A 21,045-nucleotide genomic window follows, 5' to 3' on the forward strand; every position below is an offset into this window, starting at 1 on the left:
CTGTGGCGTGCCCTACGGCGGCCACCTGGATGGAATGATGAACGTTCTGCGCCTTCCTTTAATTGCGTTGCTGGCCGGTGTGCTTGGCCTGGCGGGGTGCAGCGTGCACCAGCCAGCGTCCCTGTACCAACTGGACAGCGGCAACCCCGGCCAGCCCAAGCAAAGTGCTGGCATGGCGGTGGTACTTGGCCCGGTCATCGTGGCTGATTACCTGCAACGTGAAACCCTGCTGCAACGTCAAGCCAATGGGAGCCTGAGCGCGGCCACCGATGGTCGTTGGGCGGGCAGCTTGTCGTCAGACATCGATCAGTTGCTGTTACGCCAATTAGCGTGGCGTCTGGACAGCCAGCGCGTTGTGTTGGCGCCTGCGACAGCCGGTTTTGCCCCGGACGTACAAGTGTTGTTGTCGATCACCCGACTGGACTCGGGTAAAGATCAGCCTGCGATTCTCGATGCACAATGGCGCTTGCTTGACCGTCGCGGCCAGGTGCGTGACAACCGCATGGTGCACCTGCAACAACAGCACGACGGCAGCACCGCCTCACAGGTCAAGGCCCAAGGCGAATTGTTGCAGCAACTGAGCGAGCAATTGGCGACGGCCCTTAAGCCGCTGGCCAATCAGCCGCCGCTGGTTGAACCGCACAAATCCGAAGCCCGGCCTGCGCCTAAGCAAGAAGTGAGTAAGCCTAAGATTCCGATGGCTGCACCGATTCGCACCGACATGGAAGTGTTCCGCTTCTGAGGTGATGGCCAGAAAACAAAAATCCCGCACGTGTGCGGGATTTTTTTTGCAGATCCAAAACCCCTCACCCCAACCCTCTCCCGGAGGGAGAAGGAGCTTTACCGAGGAGTTCTCAGGTTCGGTGCAAGAGCTTCAGATTGCCAATGCCCTTCAGCATCCCCCAATCAGTCCTTTTCCCAGATGAGAAGGAGCTTTGCCGAGGAGTTCTCAGGTTCAGTGCAAGAGCTTCAGATTGCTGAAGTCCTTCAGCATCCCCAAATCAGTCCCCTCTCCCTCCGGGAGAGGCGTGGTGAGGGCTTTGGCTTTACCCGCGATTCTCATGCATCCGCGCCAGTTGGCGTTCGAGCATGGACGGGTAGGGCTCCATCAGTCGTTCAACGCAGCAAGCGCCTTCGGGGCTGGCAATCGGGCGAATACGGGCGCGTTGTCGGATCAATGCGTCGTCGCTGATTTTTCGCTCCACCAGCAGCAGGTTGCGGCTGTGTTGCGACAGCGCCAGAGCGTCTTGCGCCGTTTCAGTCAGCAGCAGGTCGATTTGGCTTATGCCGCTCAGCCCTTCACCCAGCACTAAGCCTAATTGCAGTTGCAAGGTGATGCCGCTGTCCGCGACTTCGATCTGCAGGGCATGGCCCAAGGCTCGCAACAACTCGCCGCAGCAAATAGCGTTGGTCAGGTAGTCGTCGCCGCTGTCTTCGCTATGGAACAGCATCAACGTGCTGCCATCGTTCAAGGTGTGCAGCTCGCTTTGGTACAGCGACGCCGCCTGGTTCAGGCAGTCGCGATAACGCTCCAGCAGTTCCATCAAGCGGGCGCGTGGCAAGCGACGCAGTTGCTCTTGTGCGCCCAGTTGCACGGCCAGCACCGCACTCGGTTGCGGCGCAGCAAGCTTGGCCGGCTGGGGTTTGACCAGCGCAACAGGCGCAACAGCCGTTGGAGTGGTGTCGCGCAAGTCAGCGAACGGGTCTTCGTCGTCGTTCTCGTCTTCTTCGGTGCTGATCACTTGGCGCGGTGCTGCTTTGGGGGTCGGCACGGCGGGTGCTTCATCAAAGCCAGGATCACGCAGGTTACGCACTTCGAAGGCCGGTTCGGCTTCTTCGGCGTCTTCTTCGTCGTCGTATTCCGGTTCTGGCTCGGGTTCTGGCTCAGGCGCCGGAGGGGCTAGGCGGCTGTGTAGTTGACGGGCCAGATCACCGATTTCATCTTGGCGATTGATAGCCGGGGTGTACGGGTCGGGTTCACGCAGCCAGACACGCAACTGCAACAACGGTGTCGTAATGTTCCTGCCCAAACGCAAGCTGAGTGCCAGCGCCAGCGCCAGTAAAATAGCGCTCAAAATGCCCATGCTCTGCAAGCTGATGGTCATCGGCTGCTCGAACTGGTTCATGTCTAGGCTGATGCGCAGGTGCCCGGCGGTTACATCCTGAAAGGTAATCTTGGTCTGATACACGCCTTCGGTTTCGCCCAGTAGGCTGCTTTTTGGGCGTTGGCCGGCTTCGGCGAGGATGCGGTTATCGACGCTATAAATAGCAGCGTGCGCCACCAGCGGGTTTTTGGTCAGGTTGTTGAGCAGCACGTTGAGGCTCAGGATGTCGTTGGACACCAGCAACTCGGTCGCAGACGTGGCTGTTTGTGTGGTCAGGCTTTGACCCAGCGCATCGGCTTGTTCGTGCATGGCCTGTTTGAACTGCAAGCCCATCACCACGGCGTAAATGACCAGCGCTAACGCGACCAAAAACACGTTGTGGCTGGCAATACGCAGAGCAATCGGAACGCGTCTATCGCGAAGGGCCCGGAAGATCAGCAGAAAGAAGTTATCGGTTTTTACAGGCGATGGCCGGTTCACTGAGCGCGGCTCTTAGTCCGTTAAGTTGGTGCGCAGTATAGCGAGCAGCCTAGAGGCGGCAAAGCCTTGGCGATGCCCGATGGTCACTGAAAGTGGGTAGAATGCGTTTTTTTTTAGCGAATGGGGGTGTGCCTTGCGCGAAATCGTCCTGATAAACATCACCGGTGAAGACCGTCCTGGTCTCACTGCGGCCATTACTGGCGTGCTGGCCAGCAATGGTGTGAATATTCTCGACATCGGTCAGGCCGCCATCCATGGCGTTTTGTCGTTGGGTTTTCTGGTGGATATCCCCGAAGCCGAGCAAGTGTCCGCAGTGCTTAAAGACCTTCAGCCGCTGATCGCCAATGAGGGGCTGCAACTGCGTTTTGACCCGATTACCGAAGACCACTATCAGCGTTGGGTCAGCGAGCAAAGCCAGAAGCGCCATGTCGTGACGTTGATGAGCCGTCAGGTGACCGCCCTTGAGCTGCAACGCGTGACCTCGGTGATCAGCCAGCACGGGCTGAACATTGAGCAAACCGATCGCCTGTCAGGCCGGGTTCCGTTGGATGCGCCCACGCAGTTGAGCAAAAGCTGCATTGAACTGCGTGTCGTCGGCGAAATGGCCGACATCGACGCCCTGCGCGCAGCGTTCTTTAACCTGGCGCAAGAACTCCAGGTCGACATCGCCTTGCAGGAAGACACCCTGTTCCGTCGCAATCGCCGTCTGGCGGTGTTCGACATGGACTCCACGCTGATCGAAGCCGAAGTCATCGACGAACTGGCCAAGGCCGCTGGCGTGGGCGATCAAGTGTCGGCCATCACCGAGCGTTCGATGGCGGGCGAGTTGGACTTCAAGGCCAGCTTCAAAGAACGTCTGGCGTTGCTTAAAGGCTTGGACGTGGGCGTGCTGGATTCCATCGGTGCGTCGTTGCGACTGACCGAGGGGGCTGAGGTGTTGTTTGCTGAACTCAAGCGCCTGGGCTACAAGACCGCGATTTTGTCAGGCGGCTTTACCTACTTCGCCAAGCAAGTGCAGGCCAAGCTGGGCATCGACTATGTCTTCGCCAACGAGCTAGAAGTGGTGGATGGCAAAGTGACTGGCGTGGCGGTTGAGCCGATTGTTGATGCACAGCGCAAGGCAGACTTACTGTCTGAGCTGGCACACAAGGAAGGTTTGATCCTGGAGCAGACCATTGCGGTCGGTGACGGCGCCAATGACTTACCGATGCTGGCCATTGCCGGTTTGGGTGTGGCTTTCCGCGCCAAGCCGCTGGTCAAAAAGTCGGCTAAGCATGCGATCACAACCTTGGGTCTGGACGGTGTGCTGTACCTGCTGGGCCAGCGTGACCGTAACAGCCAGGGTTAAAGCCGGGTGAAACCTGTGTAGGAGCGAGCTTTTAAAGATCAAAAGATCGCGAGCAAGCTCGCTCCTACAAGGTCTGAAGGCTTACTCGCCGATCTTCTCGCCCATCATCACCGGCGTACCGGCCGCCAGGGTTTCAGCCCACTTCACTTGCTCCGGGCCAAACAACACGATGGCCGTTGAACCCAGCTTGAAACGACCCAACTCGGCACCTTTCTCCAAATGGATCGGCGCACGGGCAGCTTCGTCGTAACGGAAGGTTCTCAACTCGCGCTTCGGCGGCGTCACCAGGCCAGCAAATACCGTTTCAATCGATGCCACGATCATAGCCCCGACCAATACCACGGCCATTGGGCCGCGCTCGGTATCAAAAATACACACAGCACGCTCGTTGCGCGCAAACAGTTCCGGCACGTTTTCGGCGGTGGTTTGGTTAACTGAGAACAAGCGGCCCGGTACGTAGATCATTTCGCGCAGGGTGCCCGCCAGTGGCATGTGTACGCGGTGGTAGTCCTTGGGCGATAGGTAAATGGTGGCAAATTCGCCGCCCATGAACTGCGAAGCAACGGCGGCATCACCCCCCACCAGTTCCAGCACGCTGTAGCTATGGCCTTTGGCCTGGAATACACGACCGTGTTCAATCGGGCCCAATTGGCTGATCGCGCCATCGGCTGGGCTCAGGATTGCACCCGGGGTTTGGTCCAGCGGGCGAGCGCCGTCTTTTAGGGCGCGGGTGAAGAAGGCGTTGAAGTGTTCGTACGCGGTCACGTCCTCAACCAGTGCCTGAGACATGTCCACTTGGTAACGCTTGGCGAACCAAGTGGTGAATGCATTTTTAAACCAACGCACGCGGCATTCAGCAATACAGCCGGCCAAACGCGACAGCAGGTGATGCGGCAACAGGTACTGACTCAGAAGAAACAAACGCTTATTCATGCAAAATCCTTAGTGTTTTAGGGCAGTTCGACGGGTGTATCGGGGTGGTTGCCCCATTCGCCCCAAGAACCGGCATAGCCTTTTACGCGCGGATAACCGAGCGCTTTGGCGACCAGATAAGTAAAGCCAGAGCGGTGGTGAGTCTGGCAGTGGGTAATCACTTCTTTGTCCGGCGTGATCCCAAGGCCCTTGAGGACTTGGGCCATGTCGGTGCGAATGCGCAGGTTGCGGGTTTTATCCATGCCTGCGGTCCATTCAAAATTCGTGGCGCCCGGGATGTGTCCGCCCTTGGCTGCCAGCACTTTTTCGCCACGGTATTCACCTTCGCTGCGCGCATCCCAAATCGCCAGATCAGCACTGCCGAGGCGACTTTGCAGGTACTCGCGGGTGGCGGTGGGTTCGTCGTGCAAGGTCAATACAACCGGGTTGCCAGCGGCAGGCGGCACGTCTTGCGTAACGTCATAGCCTTCGCCAACCCAGGCGTGAATACCGCCGTCCAGGTAGTGATAAGCAGCGTGCCCGATCACATCCAGTAACCAGATAAAGCGCCCGGCCCAGCCGCCGCCTTCGTCGTCATACACCACGTACACCGCGTTGGGGTTATGCCCCAACTCGCCAAACAACGCTTCAAGCGCGGCGTGGGTTGGCAGTAAGCCCGGCGCTGGAGGCAGACCCAGCTGCGTGCGCTTGGGGTCGGCAAAATGTGCGCCCGCAATATGCCCCGCTTCGTAGCGCGCAACGCTGGTCAGGTCGACCACGATCAGGTTGGGTGCATCGAGTCGCGCGTATAGGTCGCGGGGTTCAATGACTAAAGGCAAGCCAGAGAAGTCAGGCATGTGTTCTCCAGAGCAAAAAAGGGGCGAATTGTAGCGCAAGCGTTAGCGCCCGCGGGCAGTAAAGGTGTTCAACGCTTTCTCGATGCATTGCGCGGTTTTACCAAACGCTTGCACGCTGGTTTCCGAGAACGGTCCGCCGTCTTGGTCGGCCAGCAGCAACATGATCACGCGGCCGTTATTGCTCAGCGAGCGTACCAGTAGATGCTCGCCGGGGAACAGGCTGCGCAGGTCGTCGGGCAAAGCCGCAGAGATCACAGCGTTGTTTTCGGGTGTTAGGCGTAGGTGCGTCGGTTGCGCCATCAAGCGTTGCAAGCCCGTACTGTCGCTGACATTCAGGGTCATGTCGAACGCGTTTTTTGGCACGCCCAAGAGTTGAAACGGGCGCAGAATGCTCGACGTCTTATCGGCCATCAGCAGGATGATCCGACGCATGCCGCATGCCTGTAACGCTTCGCGCGCGCAGAGGGTGAGGTGCATCGGGTTGGCAAAGGCACTCGGCTCCTCAAGCAGTTGGCCGCAGAATTTGCGCCACGCTTGCAGTGCTTGCGCCGAAGGCGGCGGGGTAGGTTGGCCGTGGGTGCTTACACGCCGCGCGTCCCAGGGCATGAGCAGTGCCAGCGCCGGGTGCCAGAGGTCGGGCATGGAGTGATAACGGGCGCTGCTCGCGGCATTTTGGTGCACTTGTTGCTGCACTTCATGCAGCGGCAACTGCAAATACAGACTGCTCAAGTACTGCCAGCGCAGGTTATGCGGCGAGTCCCAACCCTGTTGGGCCGACAGCGCCAGGCCATTGGCCAGTAAGAGACTGTTGGCGGGGTGGCTCAGCCATCGGCGCAGTGCCGGGTCGGCATCCAGATGTTGCTGCTGGAGCAACGGGTGATGAATGTCGCGGGCGATGTGTAGCACGTTGATTAGCGTGCGTTTGTCATCCGTGATCACCGAGTAACCTTGCATCACCCATTCGGGCAGCCGCCACAACTGTGCCAGGGCTTGGCAGATTTCAAACAGGCGCACGCCAAACAGCGCGTGTTCAACCGTACGGGCGCACTCACCTTTTTGAATCACCCGCGCTTCCCACTCTTCGAGCTGTTTGGGGTAGCTCATGGCCATGGGCCACAGCGGCGAGAAGAACAACAAACTGCCCCAGTACACTTCTTGCCACAACCGCGCGAGTCGATTGCCAAACAGGCCGACGCCTTGTTGCGCGGCATGCTGGCTGATGAGCTGAACCTGACGCAACACCACGGGTATTTCTTCGGCGGGCAGCACCGGCATCTGTTCAAGCAGCTCTTGGGTGCGCTTTAGACCTAGGCGGTTAATGGCCACCTCAAGACTGTCGGCGGGTTCGCTGAGGCTGCTTTGCGTGTGTTGATTGGCTTCACGGATAAGGTTGAGGGCGAGTGCCGGACTGTTCTGCATGACGTCGGCAATTTCGCGCAACGAGCGGCGACTGTCGCTGATGGTATTGCACACCAGCGCATGGCTTTGCAGCGGGATCGGCAAGGCAACCGCGTCGAGGTGAGTGACCCACGCATTCAGGGTGGAGGGCTTTATAGTCTTATCAGTGGCCATGATGGGCGCGCAGTTATCATCAATATAAGTGGAAATGAATATTGCACCGCCCAGTGCATCGCACAAGTTGTTGATGTCGCTGTTCTTGACGGCGTCTGCAACTTCTTGGGTTTTCTTGCGCAAACGGTTTGACGTGGGTGATACAGGAAATGGTTTTTCTCCTTCAACGGCTATAGTCTGGCGCACAAATGCCGATAAGGAGTGGAAGAGTTTTAGTTACGCTTGAATACGCCCTGAACCCGACCCCAAAGTACCTTATTAACTATGGCTAAAATTATCGGCATCATCGTCGTATTTGCGAGTGTTCTCGGCGGTTACGTGCTTTCCCACGGCAAGATCGGTGCGCTGATTCAGCCTTTCGAGGTCATGATCATTGGCGGCGCGGCCCTGGGTGCCTTTCTGCAGGCCAACCCCGGCTACATGACCCTGCACGTGATCAAAAAATCACTGAGCATGTTCGGTTCGCGTTTTACCCACACCTTCTACCTTGAAGTGTTGGGGCTGGTGTATGAGATCCTCAACAAGAGCCGCCGCGAAGGCATGATGGCCATTGAGGCCGACATCGAAGACGCTGCTGCCAGCCCGATTTTCGCCAAATACCCGACCGTCTTGAAAGACGAGCGCATGATCGCGTTTATCTGCGATTACCTGCGCATCATGGCGTCAGGCAACATGGCGCCCCATGAGCTTGAGGGGCTGTTCGACATGGAGCTGTTCAACCTCAAGGAAGAGCTTGAACACCCCTCACACGCTATCACCGGGATCGCCGATGGTATGCCGGGCTTCGGTATTGTGGCTGCGGTGCTGGGCATTGTGGTCACAATGGCTTCGTTGGGTGAAGGCGACCAAGCGGCTATCGGCATGCACGTGGGTGCGGCGCTGGTGGGGACCTTCTTCGGTATTTTGGCGGCCTATGGCTTCTTTGGTCCTTTGGCGACCTCGTTGGCACACGATGCCAAAGAAGAGCTCAACGTCTACGAGTCGATCAAAGCGTCGCTTGTGGCCTCGGCCTCGGGCATGCCGCCGTCGCTGGCGGTTGAATTTGGTCGAAAAGTGCTCTATCCCAAGCATCGACCGAGCTTCTCCGAGCTGGAGCAAGTGGTTCGCGGTCGCTGATTTATGGAAAACAATCAGCCGATCATCATCAAACGCGTCAAGCGCTATGCGGCAGGCCATCACGGTGGTGCCTGGAAAATCGCTTTTGCTGACTTCGCGACAGCGATGATGGCGTTCTTTCTGGTGTTGTGGCTGATGACGGCGGCCACCCCGGAACAAAAAATCGCCATTGGCGGTTATTTCAAAGACCCGATCGGTTTCACCGAAAGTGGCACGCCGTACATCATCGACCTGGGCGGTACGCCAGCGCTGGCACCAGACAACACCCTCAACCCGGACGAGAAGCTGCAACCTCAGCCCGACAAAATCAAAGTCGATGCGGACCAGATTCAAAGCATGGCCGAACAGGTTGAAAAAGAACGCCTAGAACTGTTGTTGCAAGAACTGCAAAACAAGGTCGAAGAAAACCCACAGCTGAAAAAATTCAAGGATCAGTTGCTGTTCGAAATCACCCCTGATGGTTTGCGTATCCAAGTCATGGATGCCGAAAACCGCCCGATGTTCGATGTCGGCAGTGCGCGTCTCAAACCCTATTTCGAAGATATTTTGCTGGCTTTGGCCGATACCATTAAAGCGGTGCCGAACAAAATCAGCATCAGCGGCCACACCGACGCCACGCCATATGCGGGTACGGGTGACTTTGGCAACTGGGAACTCTCAGCCAACCGAGCCAACGCCGCGCGGCGTGCGTTGGTGGCGGGCAGCTACCCTGATAACCAAGTAGCGCGGGTTGTGGGCTATGCGTCATCGGTGTTGTTCGATAAAGCTCGCCCGACCAACCCGGTCAATCGCCGGATCGACATCGTGGTACTGACCAAAAAGGCTCAGCAAGCGATTGAAGGAGAGCAGGGGCCAGACCCAGTCAAGGCACAAGAACTGCCCAAGGCGCTGGCTGACCCAATTAAACTGCCCGCCGACCAACAGCCGCCGCCGATGTACGAAGAGCGTCAGAAGCTGAACTTGTTCGATGATCCGGCGCCGCCCTCTCCCGGAGGGAGAGGGCGCTAACCGATTAGACTCCGGATTCAGCGCCGGGCGTTCAGACCAGAGAAAATCAGCAGCAACCCCCAATCGGCTCCCTCTCCTTCGGGAGAGGGCTAGGGTGAGGCGCTCTTGAAGTTTAGTAACTGCTTTCCGGCAAGCTCGCAATGATCGAGCGATAGCTGTTCATACGCTGTTGCTGCACGCGGCCATCTTCCAGAGCCATCAACAACGCGCAGCCCGGCTCGCGGTCGTGTTTGCAGTCGCGAAAACGGCAGCGACCGATCAAGTCGTTGAACTCGATAAAGCCCGCTTCTACATCAGCTCGGCTCACGTGGCCCAAACCAAACTCGCGGATGCCTGGGGAGTCGATCAACTCGCCGCCGCCCGGAAAGTGGAACAGACGTGCGGTGGTTGTAGTGTGCGTGCCTTGACCGGAAATCTCCGACAGCGGCCCAACCCGCAGGTTGACCTCGGGCAGCAAGCTGTTTACCAGCGATGACTTGCCCACGCCCGACTGACCCACAAACACGCTGATGCGGCCGTCCAGTTGCGCTTGCAACTGCTGCATGCCATCACCGTGATGCGCGGACACCTCGAGCACCGGGTAACCCAACTGGCGGTAAACACCCAGCAACACATTAAGCGCGGGGGCGTTTTGATCGTCGATCAAATCCGCTTTGTTGAGCAGCAGCAGTGGGCGAATCCCGGCGTGCTCGGCGGCGACCAAATAACGGTCGATCAGGTTGGCGTGGGGCTCGGGCATCGGCGCGAACACAATCACGATCATGTCGACGTTGGCGGCTACCGGCTTGAGCTGGCCACGGCTATCGGGGCGGCACAGTTCGGTTTTGCGCGGCAACTGGGCGACGATAACGCCGATGCCCTGGTTGCCGGCGCGCCACACCACCGTGTCACCTGTTACCAGTGCGGGCAGGTTGGCGCGCAAGTGGCAACGGAACATCTGGCCTTTCAGCTCGCCTTCTTGGGCTTCGACTTCGACCTGCACACCAAAGTGCGCGATCACCAGGCCGAGTTGCTCGGGGCCTAAGTCGCCGCCTTCGAGCGCTTCGACGGCACTGGATTCACGTTTGGCAGCGCGGGCAGCGCGCTCGCCCTGGATCTTTTCGATGCGCCAGTTTTGGCGACGATTGAGCTGGCGTTTGGCCATGGGTGTTCCGTGTTGATAAAACGATAAGGAAGGTAAAACGCTGGCGAGTTTAGCACGAGGGCCGGGCGCCTAAGCTAAACTGCGCGACTAAGCTCTGGAGGCCTTTATGAACAACACGCAGAACCTGATCTGGATCGACCTGGAAATGACCGGCCTTGACCCGGACAACGACGTCATTATCGAAATGGCCACCATCGTCACCGACAGCAACCTCAACACCTTGGCCGAAGGCCCGGTCATCGCCATCCACCACAGCGACGAAGTACTGGCGCGTATGGACGAATGGAACACTCGCACCCACGGCGGCAGCGGCCTGACCCAGCGCGTCAAAGACAGCACCACCAGCATGGCCGAAGCTGAAGCGCAGACCATCGCCTTCCTCGAACAATGGGTACCCAAAGGCAAATCACCGATCTGTGGTAACAGCATCTGCCAGGACCGGCGTTTTCTGTACACCCACATGAAGGCCCTCGAAAGCTACTTCCACTACCGCAACCTCGATGTGTCAACCCTCAAAGAACTGGTAGCGCGCTGGGCGCCCGAAGTGCGCGATACCTTAGTGAAAAAAGGCACGCACCTGGCGCTGGACGACATTCGCGAGTCGATTGCCGAGTTGCAGCATTACCGTAAGCACTTCATCAAGTTCTAAAGACAGCTGTTTGCTGTCTGTAGGCGCGAGCCTTTAAAGATCAAAAGATCGCGAGCAAGCTCGCTCCTACAGGGGGGTGTGTTTTTTGCCCCCTTTTGGTGCTCTCAGCAACTGAGTAGACTGCGCGCCTTCTTGCAAGGATCGCTGCCATGTTGCTGATGCTCTATTTAGTTGCCATTACTGCCGAAGCCATGACTGGCGCGCTGTCTGCCGGGCGTCGGGGCATGGACTGGTTTGGTGTGGTGCTGATTGCCTGCGTCACCGCGCTCGGCGGCGGTTCGGTGCGCGATGTGCTGCTGGGGCATTACCCGCTGACGTGGGTCAAACACCCGGAATACTTGGTACTTACCTCCTTTGCCGCACTGGTGACGATTTTTATCGCACCGCTGATGCGCCATTTACGCTCGCTTTTTTTGGTGCTCGATGCGCTGGGGCTGGTGGCGTTTACCCTGATTGGCTGCATGACGGCCCTGGAAATGGGCCAAGGCATGCTGGTGGCGTCGGTGAGTGGGGTGATTACCGGGGTCTTTGGCGGCATTCTGCGTGACATCTTCTGCAACGACATCCCGTTGATCTTCCGTCGCGAACTGTACGCCAGCGTTTCATTCGCCGCCGCGTGGTGCTTTCTGCTGTGCACCTACCTGAACATGCCCAACGAACAGGCGATTTTCGTCACCTTGTTCGGCGGGCTGTTGCTGCGCCTGCTAGCGATTCGCTTTAACTGGGAAATGCCCAAGTTCGTGTACAACGACGAGCATTAATCGGCCAGCAGCGAATCCACCAGGCCGCGGGCCATCTCCATGCCGTGAATCACACTCCAGAGCTGCTCGGCTTCAAGGCCTGAGAGGTGGGCGCTGATCTCGTCGGCGTTCAGCTCCGCGCTTTTTAACAGCAAAGACACCTGCATCAGTGCGTCCCGTGCGGGAATGCCGGGGTTGATAGTGAACAGTCGCGTGCAGTAATGGGGGCTTGTTTGGAAGGCGTCGAGGGGTGGGTCGGGGACGATCTTATTCATGCGCGAAACTCCAAGCGTTGGAGCTGTCGTCAATCCGCTGTCAATCGGAAAGGGTGGCAGCTATGTGCGGGTTGACAGACCGAGGAGTCTCGCGAACTCGGCGCACCCGAAGATGCCCCGCACATGGCCGCCATAACACAGTAGTGGTCATGCGAGATCAGACGGTCTGTCAAAACCGGCCACTGAAATCAGTGACTCGGCGAGACTATCCGCGCAGTTCCAGCGCCACAAGGCGGGGAGGATTCTCTAGGAAAGGTCCTGCGAATGAAAGGGACGAAGCCGGTGCAGACGTTGCGAATTATGTGGGAATTACAACCACATCCTTGTGGGAGCGGGCCTTACGTGCGTTGTTCGTGCTGCCTGAGCGCCCACTCCACGTGTTCCTGCACCAGCTCGGACGGGTAATCACGCCGTGCGTTCAACGCTTCCAGCACGGGAATCGTTGAGGGCGCATTGCCCAAGCCCACCGCCAGGTTGCGCAGCCAGCGCTCGTAGCCCGCCCGGCGCAGAGGCGAGCCTTCGGTGCTGCTTAAAAACGTGTCTTCGTCCCACATAAACAGCTCGGCCAAGCCTGCGTTGTCCAGGTTGTGGCGGGGCTTGAAGTCGCCCTCGGCCGTGGTGCGGGCAAAGCGGTTCCAGGGGCAGACGATCTGGCAGTCGTCGCAGCCAAATACCCGATTGCCAATCAGCGAGCGCAACTCTTCCGGGATTGCGGTTTTGAGTTCGATGGTCAGGTACGAAATGCAGCGTCGCGCATCCAGCACGTAGGGGCCAACAAACGCGTTGGTCGGGCAAATGTCCAAGCACGCGGTGCAGCGCCCGCAATGCTCCGTTTCGTGAGGTTCATCTACTGGCAGCGGCAAATCCACAAACAATTCGCTCAAGAAAAAGTAACTGCCTGCCTTGCGATTGAGTACTAAGGTGTTTTTGCCGATCCAGCCCAGTCCGGCTTTTTGCGCGATGGCTTTTTCCAGCACCGGGGCGCTGTCGACAAACGCGCGAAAGCCGAATGGGCCGATGTCTTTTTGAATGCGGTCGGCCAGTTGCTGTACGCGCTTGCGGATCAGCTTGTGATAGTCGCGGCCCAAGGCGTAGCGCGACACGTAGGCTTTTTCGGGCTGGGCCAGCAATTGCGCCATGTGGGTGTCGCCGGGCAGGTAGTCCATGCGCAACGACACCACGCGCAGTGTACCGGGCACCAGTTCTTCGGGGTGTGAGCGTTTGCTGCCATGGGCGGCCATGTAGTCCATGTCACCGTGGTAGCCAGCGGCCAGCCAGCGCTCCAGATGGTGTTCGTGTTCTCCCAGGTCGAGGCCGGCAATGGCGACTTGTTGAAAGCCCAACTCGCGGCCCCATTCCTTGATGGACTGAGCAAGAGCGGGGAGGTCGTCAGTAATAGCAGGCATGAGGCAAGAGAAACCGGAGCTGAGATGCGTATAATTCTGCCAGACATCGGAGCCCGACACGTATGCCGCAGACCAAACACCTGTTTCCTGAACCCCAGCCACTGCTCGCAGATACCTTGGCGCGACTGCCTGCGCGTGCGCCAAGCGCGCACAAGGGCCAGTTCGGGCATGTGCTGCTGATTGGCGGCGACCGGGGTTTTGGCGGCTCCATTGCCCTGAGTGCGCAGAGCGCGATGCGTTGTGGCGCGGGCCTCGTGTCGCTGGCCACCCGGCCCGAGCATGTGCCTGCGGCCTTGACCCGGCTGCCTGAGGTGATGACCTTGGGCGTGTTGTCGGCGAACCAGCTGATGGGCGTATTGGCACAAGCCTCGGTGGTCGTGGTGGGGCCTGGGTTAGGGCAGGCCGCGTGGGGGCGTAGTGTGTTGTCGGCAGCGGCTCAAGCAAAAATGCCTCAAGTATGGGATGCCGATGCGCTAAATCTGTTGTCCAACGCGCAGTTTGATGTGCCACCGGGCTCGGTACTCACGCCGCACCCCGGCGAAGCCGCGCGTTTGCTGGGCCTTAGCACTGAACAGGTGCAGGCCGATCGCCCGGCTGCGGCTCGGGCGCTGGTTAAAAAATACTCAACGGTGTGCGTCCTTAAAGGGGCGGGCACGTTGATCGCAGGCCTGGATGGCGAATTGGCACTGTGCACGCACGGTCATCCGGCCATGGCCACGGCCGGTTTGGGTGATGTGCTGGCCGGTGTGCTTGGCGCGCTGTTGGCGCAGGGCATGACGGCATTCGACGCCGCGTGCCTGGCGGTGTGGTTGCATGCCCGCGCAGGTGAGCAACAAGGGCAATTGGGCCGTGGGCTGGCGGCCAGTGATTTGATTCCAGCCATTCGTCAGTTGTTGGAGGAGCAAGCACCGTGTCTGAATTAGTACTGCAACTGGCTGATGAAGCGGCCATGGTCGCATTTGGCGGGCAGTTGGCTCGTATCACCCAAGGACATGGCGTGATTTTTCTTGAAGGAGACTTAGGGGCGGGTAAAACCACCCTGTCACGGGGCATCATTCGCGGCCTTGGGCATGTGGGAGCTGTAAAAAGTCCTACATTTACATTGGTGGAGCCTTACGAAATTGGTGAGATCAGGGCATTCCATTTCGATTTGTATCGTCTGGTTGACCCTGAAGAGCTGGAATACATGGGCATCCGCGATTATTTTGACGATGACGCCTTATGCCTCATCGAGTGGCCCGATAAGGGTGCAGGCTTTTTGCCAAAGCCTGACCTGACCATTACCATTAGCCCGTACAACGCCGGGCGCTCGCTGAAGGTGTCGGCACAAGGCCCGCGTGGCGAGTCTTGGTGTGAAGCGTTGGCATTGGAATTCAAATAATGATGGGGTTTGGTATGCGCTTTCGCGCGTTGGTCAGTGTCGCCGTAGGTCTGTTGCTGAGTGTCATGGCGGTGAATGCCGTGGCAGCGACACAAGTGAAAAGCGTGCGTTTGTGGCGTGCCCCTGACAACACACGGCTGGTGTTTGACCTGACTGGCCCGGTGCAACACAGCGTGTTTACGCTGACGTCGCCTGATCGTCTGGTGATTGATATCAACGGCGCGACCCTGGCCGGGCCGTTGAATGTGGCAACGGCCAACACGCCAATCACCAGCATGCGTTCAGCGCAACGCACCCCGACCGATTTGCGGGTGGTGATCGACCTTAAAAAACCGGTCACGCCCAAGAGCTTTGTGCTGGCGCCCAATGCCCAGTACGGCAACCGTTTGGTGGTCGACCTGTTCGATCAGGGTGCCGATGTGGCGCCAAGCTTGCCTGCCACCAATGTGGCCAAGGTACCTGTGGTCCCGGTAACGCCTGCGCAGCCCGAGATCAAACTGCCGCCTGCGCCGAGTGGCAAGCGCGACATTATTGTGATGATTGACCCCGGCCACGGTGGCGAAGACCCCGGCGCTTCAGGTTCGGGTGGTCAGCACGAAAAAGACGTGGTGCTGGCGATTGCCAGAGAGTTGCAGCGCCAGATCAATGGCATGAAGGGCTTTAGAGCAGAGCTGACCCGTTCTGGCGACTACTTCATTCCGCTGCGTGGCCGTACCGAAATCGCCCGTAAGAAGGGTGCCGACCTGTTTGTGTCGATTCACGCCGACGCCGCGCCGTCCAAGGCGGCCTTTGGTGCGTCGGTGTTTGCGTTGTCTGAACGCGGTGCGACGTCTGAAACCGCGCGCTGGTTGGCTGACAGCGAAAACCGTTCTGACTTGATCGGTGGTGCGGGTAACGTGAGTCTCGATGACAAGGACCGGATGCTGGCGGGCGTGCTGCTCGACTTGTCGATGACCGCCTCGCTGACGTCCAGCCTCAATGTTGGGCAGAAAGTGCTGAGCAACATTGGCCGGGTCACTCCCTTGCACAAGCAGCGTGTTGAGCAAGCCGGGTTTATGGTGCTCAAGTCGCCAGATATTCCGTCGATCCTCGTCGAAACCGGGTTTATCTCAAACTCCAACGAAGCGTCCAAGCTGGCGTCGAGCAGTCACCAGCAAGCGCTGGCGCGTTCGATCAGCAGCGGCGTGCGTCAGTTCTTCCAGCAAAACCCGCCACCGGGCACTTACATTGCCTGGCTGCGTGACACCGGCAAGATCGCCCAAGGCACTCGCGAGCACACCGTGCGCCCTGGTGAAACCTTGGCGATGATTGCTGTGCGCTATCAAGTGGGTGTGGCGTCGCTGCGTTCCAGCAACAACCTGCGAACCGACGAGCTGAAAGTTGGCCAAAACCTGAATATTCCGGCCACCGACCTGGCGTCCAAGCAATGAGTGAAGAGCTCTTAAGCAGTACCACTCGCATTGAACTGCTCAGCCCGCGTCTGGCTAACCAGATTGCCGCGGGTGAAGTGGTTGAGCGCCCGGCATCGGTGATCAAAGAGTTGCTGGAAAACAGCCTCGATTCGGGTGCCAAACGCATAGATGTGGACGTGGAGCAGGCCGGGATCAAGCTGCTGCGGGTGCGTGACGACGGCAGCGGTATTTCCAGCGACGACTTGCCGCTGGCGCTGGCGCGACACGCCACCAGCAAAATCCGTGACCTTGAAGACCTTGAACGGGTGATGAGCTTGGGCTTTCGCGGGGAGGCCTTGGCCTCCATCAGTTCGGTGGCCCGCCTTACCCTGACGTCGCGCACCCGTGGTGCCGATCAGGCTTGGCAGGTTGAAACCGAAGGCCGCGACATGGCACCCAGGGTTCAGCCCGCAGCGCACCCGGTCGGCACCTCGGTTGAAGTCCGTGACCTGTTTTTCAACACCCCGGCGCGGCGCAAATTTCTCAAAACCGAGAAAACCGAATTCGATCACCTGCAAGAAGTGATCAAGCGTTTGGCGCTTGCGCGGTTTGATGTGGCTTTTAATTTGCGCCACAACGGCAAAAGCATCCTCAATTTGCATGAGGCCCGTGACGATACGGCCCGCGCCCGGCGCGTGGCGGCGGTGTGCGGCCCAGCGTTTCTAGAGCAAGCGCTGCCGATTGAAGTGGAACGCAACGGTTTGCATTTGTGGGGTTGGGTTGGGTTGCCGACCTTTTCGCGCAGCCAGGCCGACTTGCAGTATTTCTATGTGAATGGCCGTGCGGTCCGCGACAAACTGGTGGCGCACGCGGTGCGTCAGGCTTATCGCGATGTGCTGTTCAATGGTCGGCACCCGACGTTTGTGCTGTTTTTTGAAGTGGACCCTTCGGTGGTCGACGTCAACGTTCACCCGACCAAACACGAAGTGCGCTTTCGTGATGGGCGCATGGTGCATGACTTTTTGTACGGCACCTTGCACCGCGCCTTGGGCGATGTGCGTCCCGAAAACCAGTTGGCGGCGCCCGCGCCCGTGCCAGGTGCGGAGCGCCCAACCGGCATAGACGCCGGCGAGTTCGGCCCGCAAGGCGAGATGCGCCTGGCCGCCCACCTGCTGGAGCAACCGCAGGCTGCGCCTGCACCACATGTACCTGGGTCTGGCGCCGGAGCGGGCTATCAGTCTTACTATCGCCCGCCGTCTTCGACACCGTCGGTGCCGACTGCTGAAGCTAAAAACGCCTACCGCGAGTTTTTTGCGCCACTGCCCGAGGCCAATGCGGCGCCGTTGCCTGACGGGCAGGGGGATATTCCACCACTGGGTTTTGCCCTGGCGCAGCTCAAGGGTATTTATATCCTTGCCGAAAACGCCCACGGGCTGGTGCTGGTAGACATGCACGCGGCCCACGAGCGGATCATGTACGAGCGCCTTAAAATCGCCATGGCCAGCGAAGGTTTGAGTGGCCAGCCGCTGCTGGTGCCAGAGTCGATTGCGGTCAGTCAGCGTGAGGCCGATTGCGCCGAAGAGCACGCCGAATGGTTCCAGCGGCTGGGTTTCGAGTTGCAGCGTCTAGGCCCGGAAACCTTGGCTATTCGCCAGATTCCGGCATTGCTCAAGCAAGCTGAGGCGCAGCGCCTGGTGCATGACGTGCTGGCTGATTTGATGGAATACGGCACCAGTGACCGGATTCAGGCGCACCTCAACGAATTGCTCGGCACCATGGCGTGCCACGGCGCGATTCGGGCCAATCGCCGTTTGGCGGTGCCGGAAATGAACGGCTTGTTGCGTGACATGGAAAACACCGAGCGCAGCGGTCAGTGCAATCATGGTCGTCCGACCTGGACCCAAATGGGCCTGGACGACTTGGACAAACTCTTTTTGCGCGGTCGCTGATGACAGGTTCCAACGCTTTACCCCCGGCCATCTTTTTGATGGGGCCGACGGCCGCAGGCAAAACCGACCTAGCGATTGAGCTGAGCAAGGTGCTGCCCTGTGAGCTGATCAGTGTCGATTCTGCGCTGGTGTATCGCGGCATGGACATCGGCACGGCCAAGCCATCGAAGGATATTCTGGCAGCGCATCCGCATCAGTTAATCGACATCATCGACCCGGTCGAGAGCTATTCTGCGGCTGATTTTCGCCGTGACGCGCTTAAGGCCATGGCCGAAATCACCGCGCGGGGCAATATCCCGCTGCTGGTGGGCGGCACCATGCTTTATTACAAGGCGCTCCTTGACGGGCTGGCGGACATGCCAGCGGCTGACCCCCACGTGCGTGCGCAGCTTGAAGAAGAAGCTCAGCGCTTGGGCTGGCAAGCCCTGCACGATCAGTTGGCGGCCATCGATCCGGAGTCTGCGGCGCGTATTCACCCTAATGATCCGCAGCGCCTCACCCGTGCGTTAGAGGTTTATCGGGTGAGTGGCATGAGCATGACGGCCCATCGCCAAAAACAATCTGAGCAATCTACTAAAGCAGCAGCTTCTGGGCGGGGACAATTGCCCTATACTGTCGCGCAACTGGCCATCGCTCCGGCGAATCGGCAGGTGCTGCATGAAAGAATTGCACAAAGATTCGGGCAAATGCTGGAACAGGGATTCATTGACGAGGTCTTAGCCCTGCGTAATAGAAGTGACCTGCATGCCGGGTTGCCGTCTATACGTGCAGTGGGCTACCGCCAAGTCTGGGATTATCTGGACGGCAAGCTGACAGCGACCGAGATGCAGGAGCGCGGCATCATTGCTACGCGCCAATTGGCTAAGCGTCAGTTCACCTGGTTACGCAGTTGGGATGATCTACATTGGCTAGACAGCCTGGACTGCGACAATCTGCCACGAACCTTGAAATACCTAAATTCGGTCTCCATATTGAGCTGAGTCTTGGGAATTGCCGTCTATCCTATGGGTATGGCGACACCAGCCATCTAATTTTTGTTTCTATTTTTTATCCTTACAGGAGTGCGGCATATGTCAAAAGGGCATTCGCTACAAGACCCTTACTTGAATACTTTGCGTAAAGAGAAGGTTGGCGTTTCTATCTACTTGGTCAATGGGATCAAGCTGCAGGGGACTATCGAGTCCTTCGACCAGTTCGTTATCCTGCTGAAAAACACCGTCAGCCAAATGGTTTACAAACACGCTATCTCGACAGTAGTACCAGTGCGTCCAATTCGTTTGCCTAGCGCAACTGAATCGGAACTGGCAGACGCTGAACCAGGTAACGCCTGATAGGAGTCTGCTTTGTTCTTTGAGCGCCACGGTGGTGGTGAGCGAGCGATCCTCGTTCACTTGGAAGGTCAGGACCCTGAGGCGCGCGAAGATCCGCAGGAGTTTCAGGAATTAGCTGTATCGGCTGGCGCCGAGACCGTCGCGTTTTTTAACGTGCCGCGTCATCGGCCATCGGCCAAGTACCTGATTGGCAGTGGCAAGGTCGAGGAGTTACGCGACCTGGTCAAGGCCGAGAAGGTCGATATTGTGATTTTCAATCACGTCCTCACGCCCAGTCAGGAGCGTAACCTCGAACGTGTTTTCGAGTGCCGCGTGCTTGACCGTACCGGGCTGATTCTCGACATCTTCGCTCAACGCGCCCGTACCCATGAAGGTAAGCTGCAAGTCGAACTGGCTCAGCTTGACCACATGAGCACGCGTCTTGTGCGTGGCTGGACTCACCTTGAGCGTCAAGGTGGCGGCATTGGTATGCGCGGGCCGGGTGAAACCCAGCTCGAAACCGACCGCCGTCTGTTGCGTATCCGCATCAGTCAGATCAAGGCACGCCTGAAAAAAGTCCGCAGTCAACGTGAGCAATCCCGTAGAGGGCGCCAGCGCGCCGACATTCCTACGGTGTCGCTGGTGGGGTACACCAACGCCGGCAAATCCACGTTGTTCAATGCGGTCACCGGCTCTGATGTCTTCGCCGCTGACCAATTGTTCGCCACGCTCGACCCGACCTTGCGCCGCCTTGATCTGGGCGACCTAGGGCCGATTGTGCTGGCCGATACCGTGGGCTTTATTCGTCATCTTCCGCACAAGCTTGTTGAAGCATTTCGGTCTACGCTCGAAGAGTCGAGTAACTCTGACTTGCTGCTGCACGTGATCGATGCGCACGAGCCTGAGCGCATGCAGCAGATCGAACAAGTGATGGTGGTGTTGGGCGAAATTGGTGCCCAGGACTTGCCGATCCTAGAGGTCTACAACAAAATCGATTTGATTGAAGGTGTAGAACCGCAGATCCAGCGCGATGCCGATGGCAAACCGCAGCGAGTCTGGTTGTCGGCCCGTGAAGGTCAAGGGTTGGAGTTGCTTGAGCAAGCTATCGCCGAGTTGCTGGGTAACGATTTGTTCGTCGGGACCTTGCGCTTGCCGCAGCGTTTTGCTCGACTGCGTGCACAATTCTTCGAACTGGGAGTTGTGCAAAAGGAACAGCATGACGATGAGGGAGCCAGTTTGTTGGACGTACGCCTGCCGCGTTCCGAGCTAAATCGCTTGGTCAGCCGTGAAGGGATGCAGCCGCTGGAATTCATCGAAGAACACACTTTGCAATAAAAGCCTCGCAAAGCGGCTGTGCCGCTGTGATAGGCATTCTGTAGCATTGGTCGGCGCGCCGTGGGCG

At 58.5% G+C, this 21,045-nt stretch carries 20 protein-coding genes; 13 read left to right on the forward strand and 7 right to left on the reverse strand.

All coding sequences use genetic code 11. The features are described 5' to 3' along the window. The first annotated feature begins 37 nt into the window (after positions 1-37). Complete coding sequence (locus B347_RS0118240) at positions 38-742, forward strand: PqiC family protein (RefSeq protein WP_026014275.1); 705 nt, start codon at positions 38-40, stop codon at positions 740-742. 304 nt (positions 743-1,046) lie between these two features. Here B347_RS0118240 and B347_RS0118250 read toward each other — a convergent pair whose 3' ends face one another. Continuing rightward, positions 1,047-2,585: an AhpA/YtjB family protein gene (locus tag B347_RS0118250; protein ID WP_019411137.1), complete on the reverse strand. Its 1,539-nt coding sequence runs from the start codon at positions 2,583-2,585 to the stop codon at positions 1,047-1,049. Positions 2,586-2,718: 133 nt separating this feature from the next. Here B347_RS0118250 and serB point away from each other — a divergent pair, with 133 nt between their 5' ends. Further along, positions 2,719-3,933: a phosphoserine phosphatase SerB gene (gene serB, locus B347_RS0118255; protein ID WP_019411138.1), complete on the forward strand. Its 1,215-nt coding sequence runs from the start codon at positions 2,719-2,721 to the stop codon at positions 3,931-3,933. A gap of 81 nt (positions 3,934-4,014) precedes the next feature. Here the strand turns inward: serB and asd are convergent, their stop codons facing one another. The 3 genes from asd to B347_RS0118270 are packed head-to-tail and all read right to left on the reverse strand — an operon-like array spanning position 4,015 to position 7,274. Next, positions 4,015-4,866 carry an archaetidylserine decarboxylase gene (asd, locus tag B347_RS0118260; RefSeq protein WP_019411139.1) on the reverse strand — a complete coding sequence of 284 codons (852 nt, stop codon included), beginning with the start codon at positions 4,864-4,866 and terminating at the stop codon, positions 4,015-4,017. Positions 4,867-4,883: 17 nt separating this feature from the next. Beyond that, a complete protein-coding gene (locus tag B347_RS0118265) occupies positions 4,884-5,702 on the reverse strand; it encodes a rhodanese-like domain-containing protein (RefSeq protein ID WP_019411140.1) in 819 nt (272 codons plus the stop codon). A 42-nt stretch (positions 5,703-5,744) separates the two neighbouring features. Next, entirely contained in the window at positions 5,745-7,274 is a 1,530-nt protein-coding gene (locus B347_RS0118270) for an HDOD domain-containing protein (protein ID WP_026014276.1), read from the reverse strand. A gap of 264 nt (positions 7,275-7,538) precedes the next feature. Here B347_RS0118270 and motA point away from each other — a divergent pair, with 264 nt between their 5' ends. Beyond that, positions 7,539-8,390: a flagellar motor stator protein MotA gene (gene motA, locus B347_RS0118275; RefSeq protein WP_019411142.1), complete on the forward strand. Its 852-nt coding sequence runs from the start codon at positions 7,539-7,541 to the stop codon at positions 8,388-8,390. 3 nt (positions 8,391-8,393) lie between these two features. Continuing rightward, the gene (gene motB / locus B347_RS0118280) at positions 8,394-9,398 is read left to right on the forward strand and encodes a flagellar motor protein MotB (RefSeq protein WP_019411143.1); all 1,005 of its coding nucleotides are present in this window, start codon (positions 8,394-8,396) and stop codon (positions 9,396-9,398) included. A 112-nt stretch (positions 9,399-9,510) separates the two neighbouring features. On the opposite strand, the gene rsgA is transcribed toward motB, so the two are convergent. Beyond that, a complete protein-coding gene (gene rsgA, locus B347_RS0118285; protein ID WP_019411144.1) occupies positions 9,511-10,542 on the reverse strand; it encodes a small ribosomal subunit biogenesis GTPase RsgA in 1,032 nt (343 codons plus the stop codon). A gap of 106 nt (positions 10,543-10,648) precedes the next feature. Between rsgA and orn the strand changes: the two genes are divergently transcribed. Beyond that, positions 10,649-11,191 carry an oligoribonuclease gene (gene orn / locus B347_RS0118290; protein ID WP_019411145.1) on the forward strand — a complete coding sequence of 181 codons (543 nt, stop codon included), beginning with the start codon at positions 10,649-10,651 and terminating at the stop codon, positions 11,189-11,191. A 149-nt stretch (positions 11,192-11,340) separates the two neighbouring features. Next, the gene (locus B347_RS0118295; protein WP_019411146.1) at positions 11,341-11,952 is read left to right on the forward strand and encodes a trimeric intracellular cation channel family protein; all 612 of its coding nucleotides are present in this window, start codon (positions 11,341-11,343) and stop codon (positions 11,950-11,952) included. Here B347_RS0118295 and B347_RS0118300 read toward each other — a convergent pair. Both B347_RS0118300 and queG read right to left on the reverse strand, forming a co-directional pair. Further along, positions 11,949-12,206: a DUF3077 domain-containing protein gene (locus tag B347_RS0118300; protein WP_019411147.1), complete on the reverse strand. Its 258-nt coding sequence runs from the start codon at positions 12,204-12,206 to the stop codon at positions 11,949-11,951. The two genes, B347_RS0118295 and B347_RS0118300, sit on opposite strands and share 4 nt — an antisense overlap. Before the next feature lie 338 nt (positions 12,207-12,544). Next, the gene (gene queG, locus B347_RS0118305; protein WP_026014277.1) at positions 12,545-13,612 is read right to left on the reverse strand and encodes a tRNA epoxyqueuosine(34) reductase QueG; all 1,068 of its coding nucleotides are present in this window, start codon (positions 13,610-13,612) and stop codon (positions 12,545-12,547) included. 62 nt (positions 13,613-13,674) lie between these two features. Here queG and B347_RS0118310 point away from each other — a divergent pair, with 62 nt between their 5' ends. The 7 genes from B347_RS0118310 (at position 13,675) to hflX (ending at position 20,978) form a co-directional block, all read left to right on the forward strand. Further along, entirely contained in the window at positions 13,675-14,535 is an 861-nt protein-coding gene (locus B347_RS0118310; protein WP_019411149.1) for an NAD(P)H-hydrate dehydratase, read from the forward strand. Continuing rightward, a complete protein-coding gene (gene tsaE, locus B347_RS0118315; protein ID WP_019411150.1) occupies positions 14,523-14,993 on the forward strand; it encodes a tRNA (adenosine(37)-N6)-threonylcarbamoyltransferase complex ATPase subunit type 1 TsaE in 471 nt (156 codons plus the stop codon). Before B347_RS0118310 ends, tsaE begins: the two co-directional genes overlap by 13 nt. Positions 14,994-14,995: 2 nt before the next feature. After that, positions 14,996-16,423, forward strand: a complete 1,428-nt coding sequence (locus tag B347_RS0118320; protein ID WP_202800818.1) for an N-acetylmuramoyl-L-alanine amidase — start codon at positions 14,996-14,998, stop codon at positions 16,421-16,423. Beyond that, positions 16,420-18,333, forward strand: coding sequence for a DNA mismatch repair endonuclease MutL (mutL, locus tag B347_RS0118325; protein ID WP_019411152.1), 1,914 nt, complete (start codon positions 16,420-16,422; stop codon positions 18,331-18,333). The genes B347_RS0118320 and mutL overlap by 4 nt, the downstream gene beginning before the upstream one ends. After that, the gene (gene miaA, locus B347_RS0118330) at positions 18,333-19,313 is read left to right on the forward strand and encodes a tRNA (adenosine(37)-N6)-dimethylallyltransferase MiaA (protein ID WP_019411153.1); all 981 of its coding nucleotides are present in this window, start codon (positions 18,333-18,335) and stop codon (positions 19,311-19,313) included. Before mutL ends, miaA begins: the two co-directional genes overlap by 1 nt. Before the next feature lie 90 nt (positions 19,314-19,403). Next, the gene (hfq, locus tag B347_RS0118335) at positions 19,404-19,664 is read left to right on the forward strand and encodes an RNA chaperone Hfq (protein ID WP_019411154.1); all 261 of its coding nucleotides are present in this window, start codon (positions 19,404-19,406) and stop codon (positions 19,662-19,664) included. A gap of 12 nt (positions 19,665-19,676) precedes the next feature. Continuing rightward, positions 19,677-20,978 (forward strand): ribosome rescue GTPase HflX, encoded by a 1,302-nt coding sequence (gene hflX / locus B347_RS0118340; protein ID WP_019411155.1) that lies wholly within the window; start codon positions 19,677-19,679, stop codon positions 20,976-20,978. Positions 20,979-21,045: the final 67 nt, after the last annotated feature.

Origin of the sequence: Pseudomonas psychrophila HA-4, from assembly GCF_000282975.1 — a bacterium.
Lineage (GTDB): Bacteria > Pseudomonadota > Gammaproteobacteria > Pseudomonadales > Pseudomonadaceae > Aquipseudomonas > Aquipseudomonas psychrophila_A.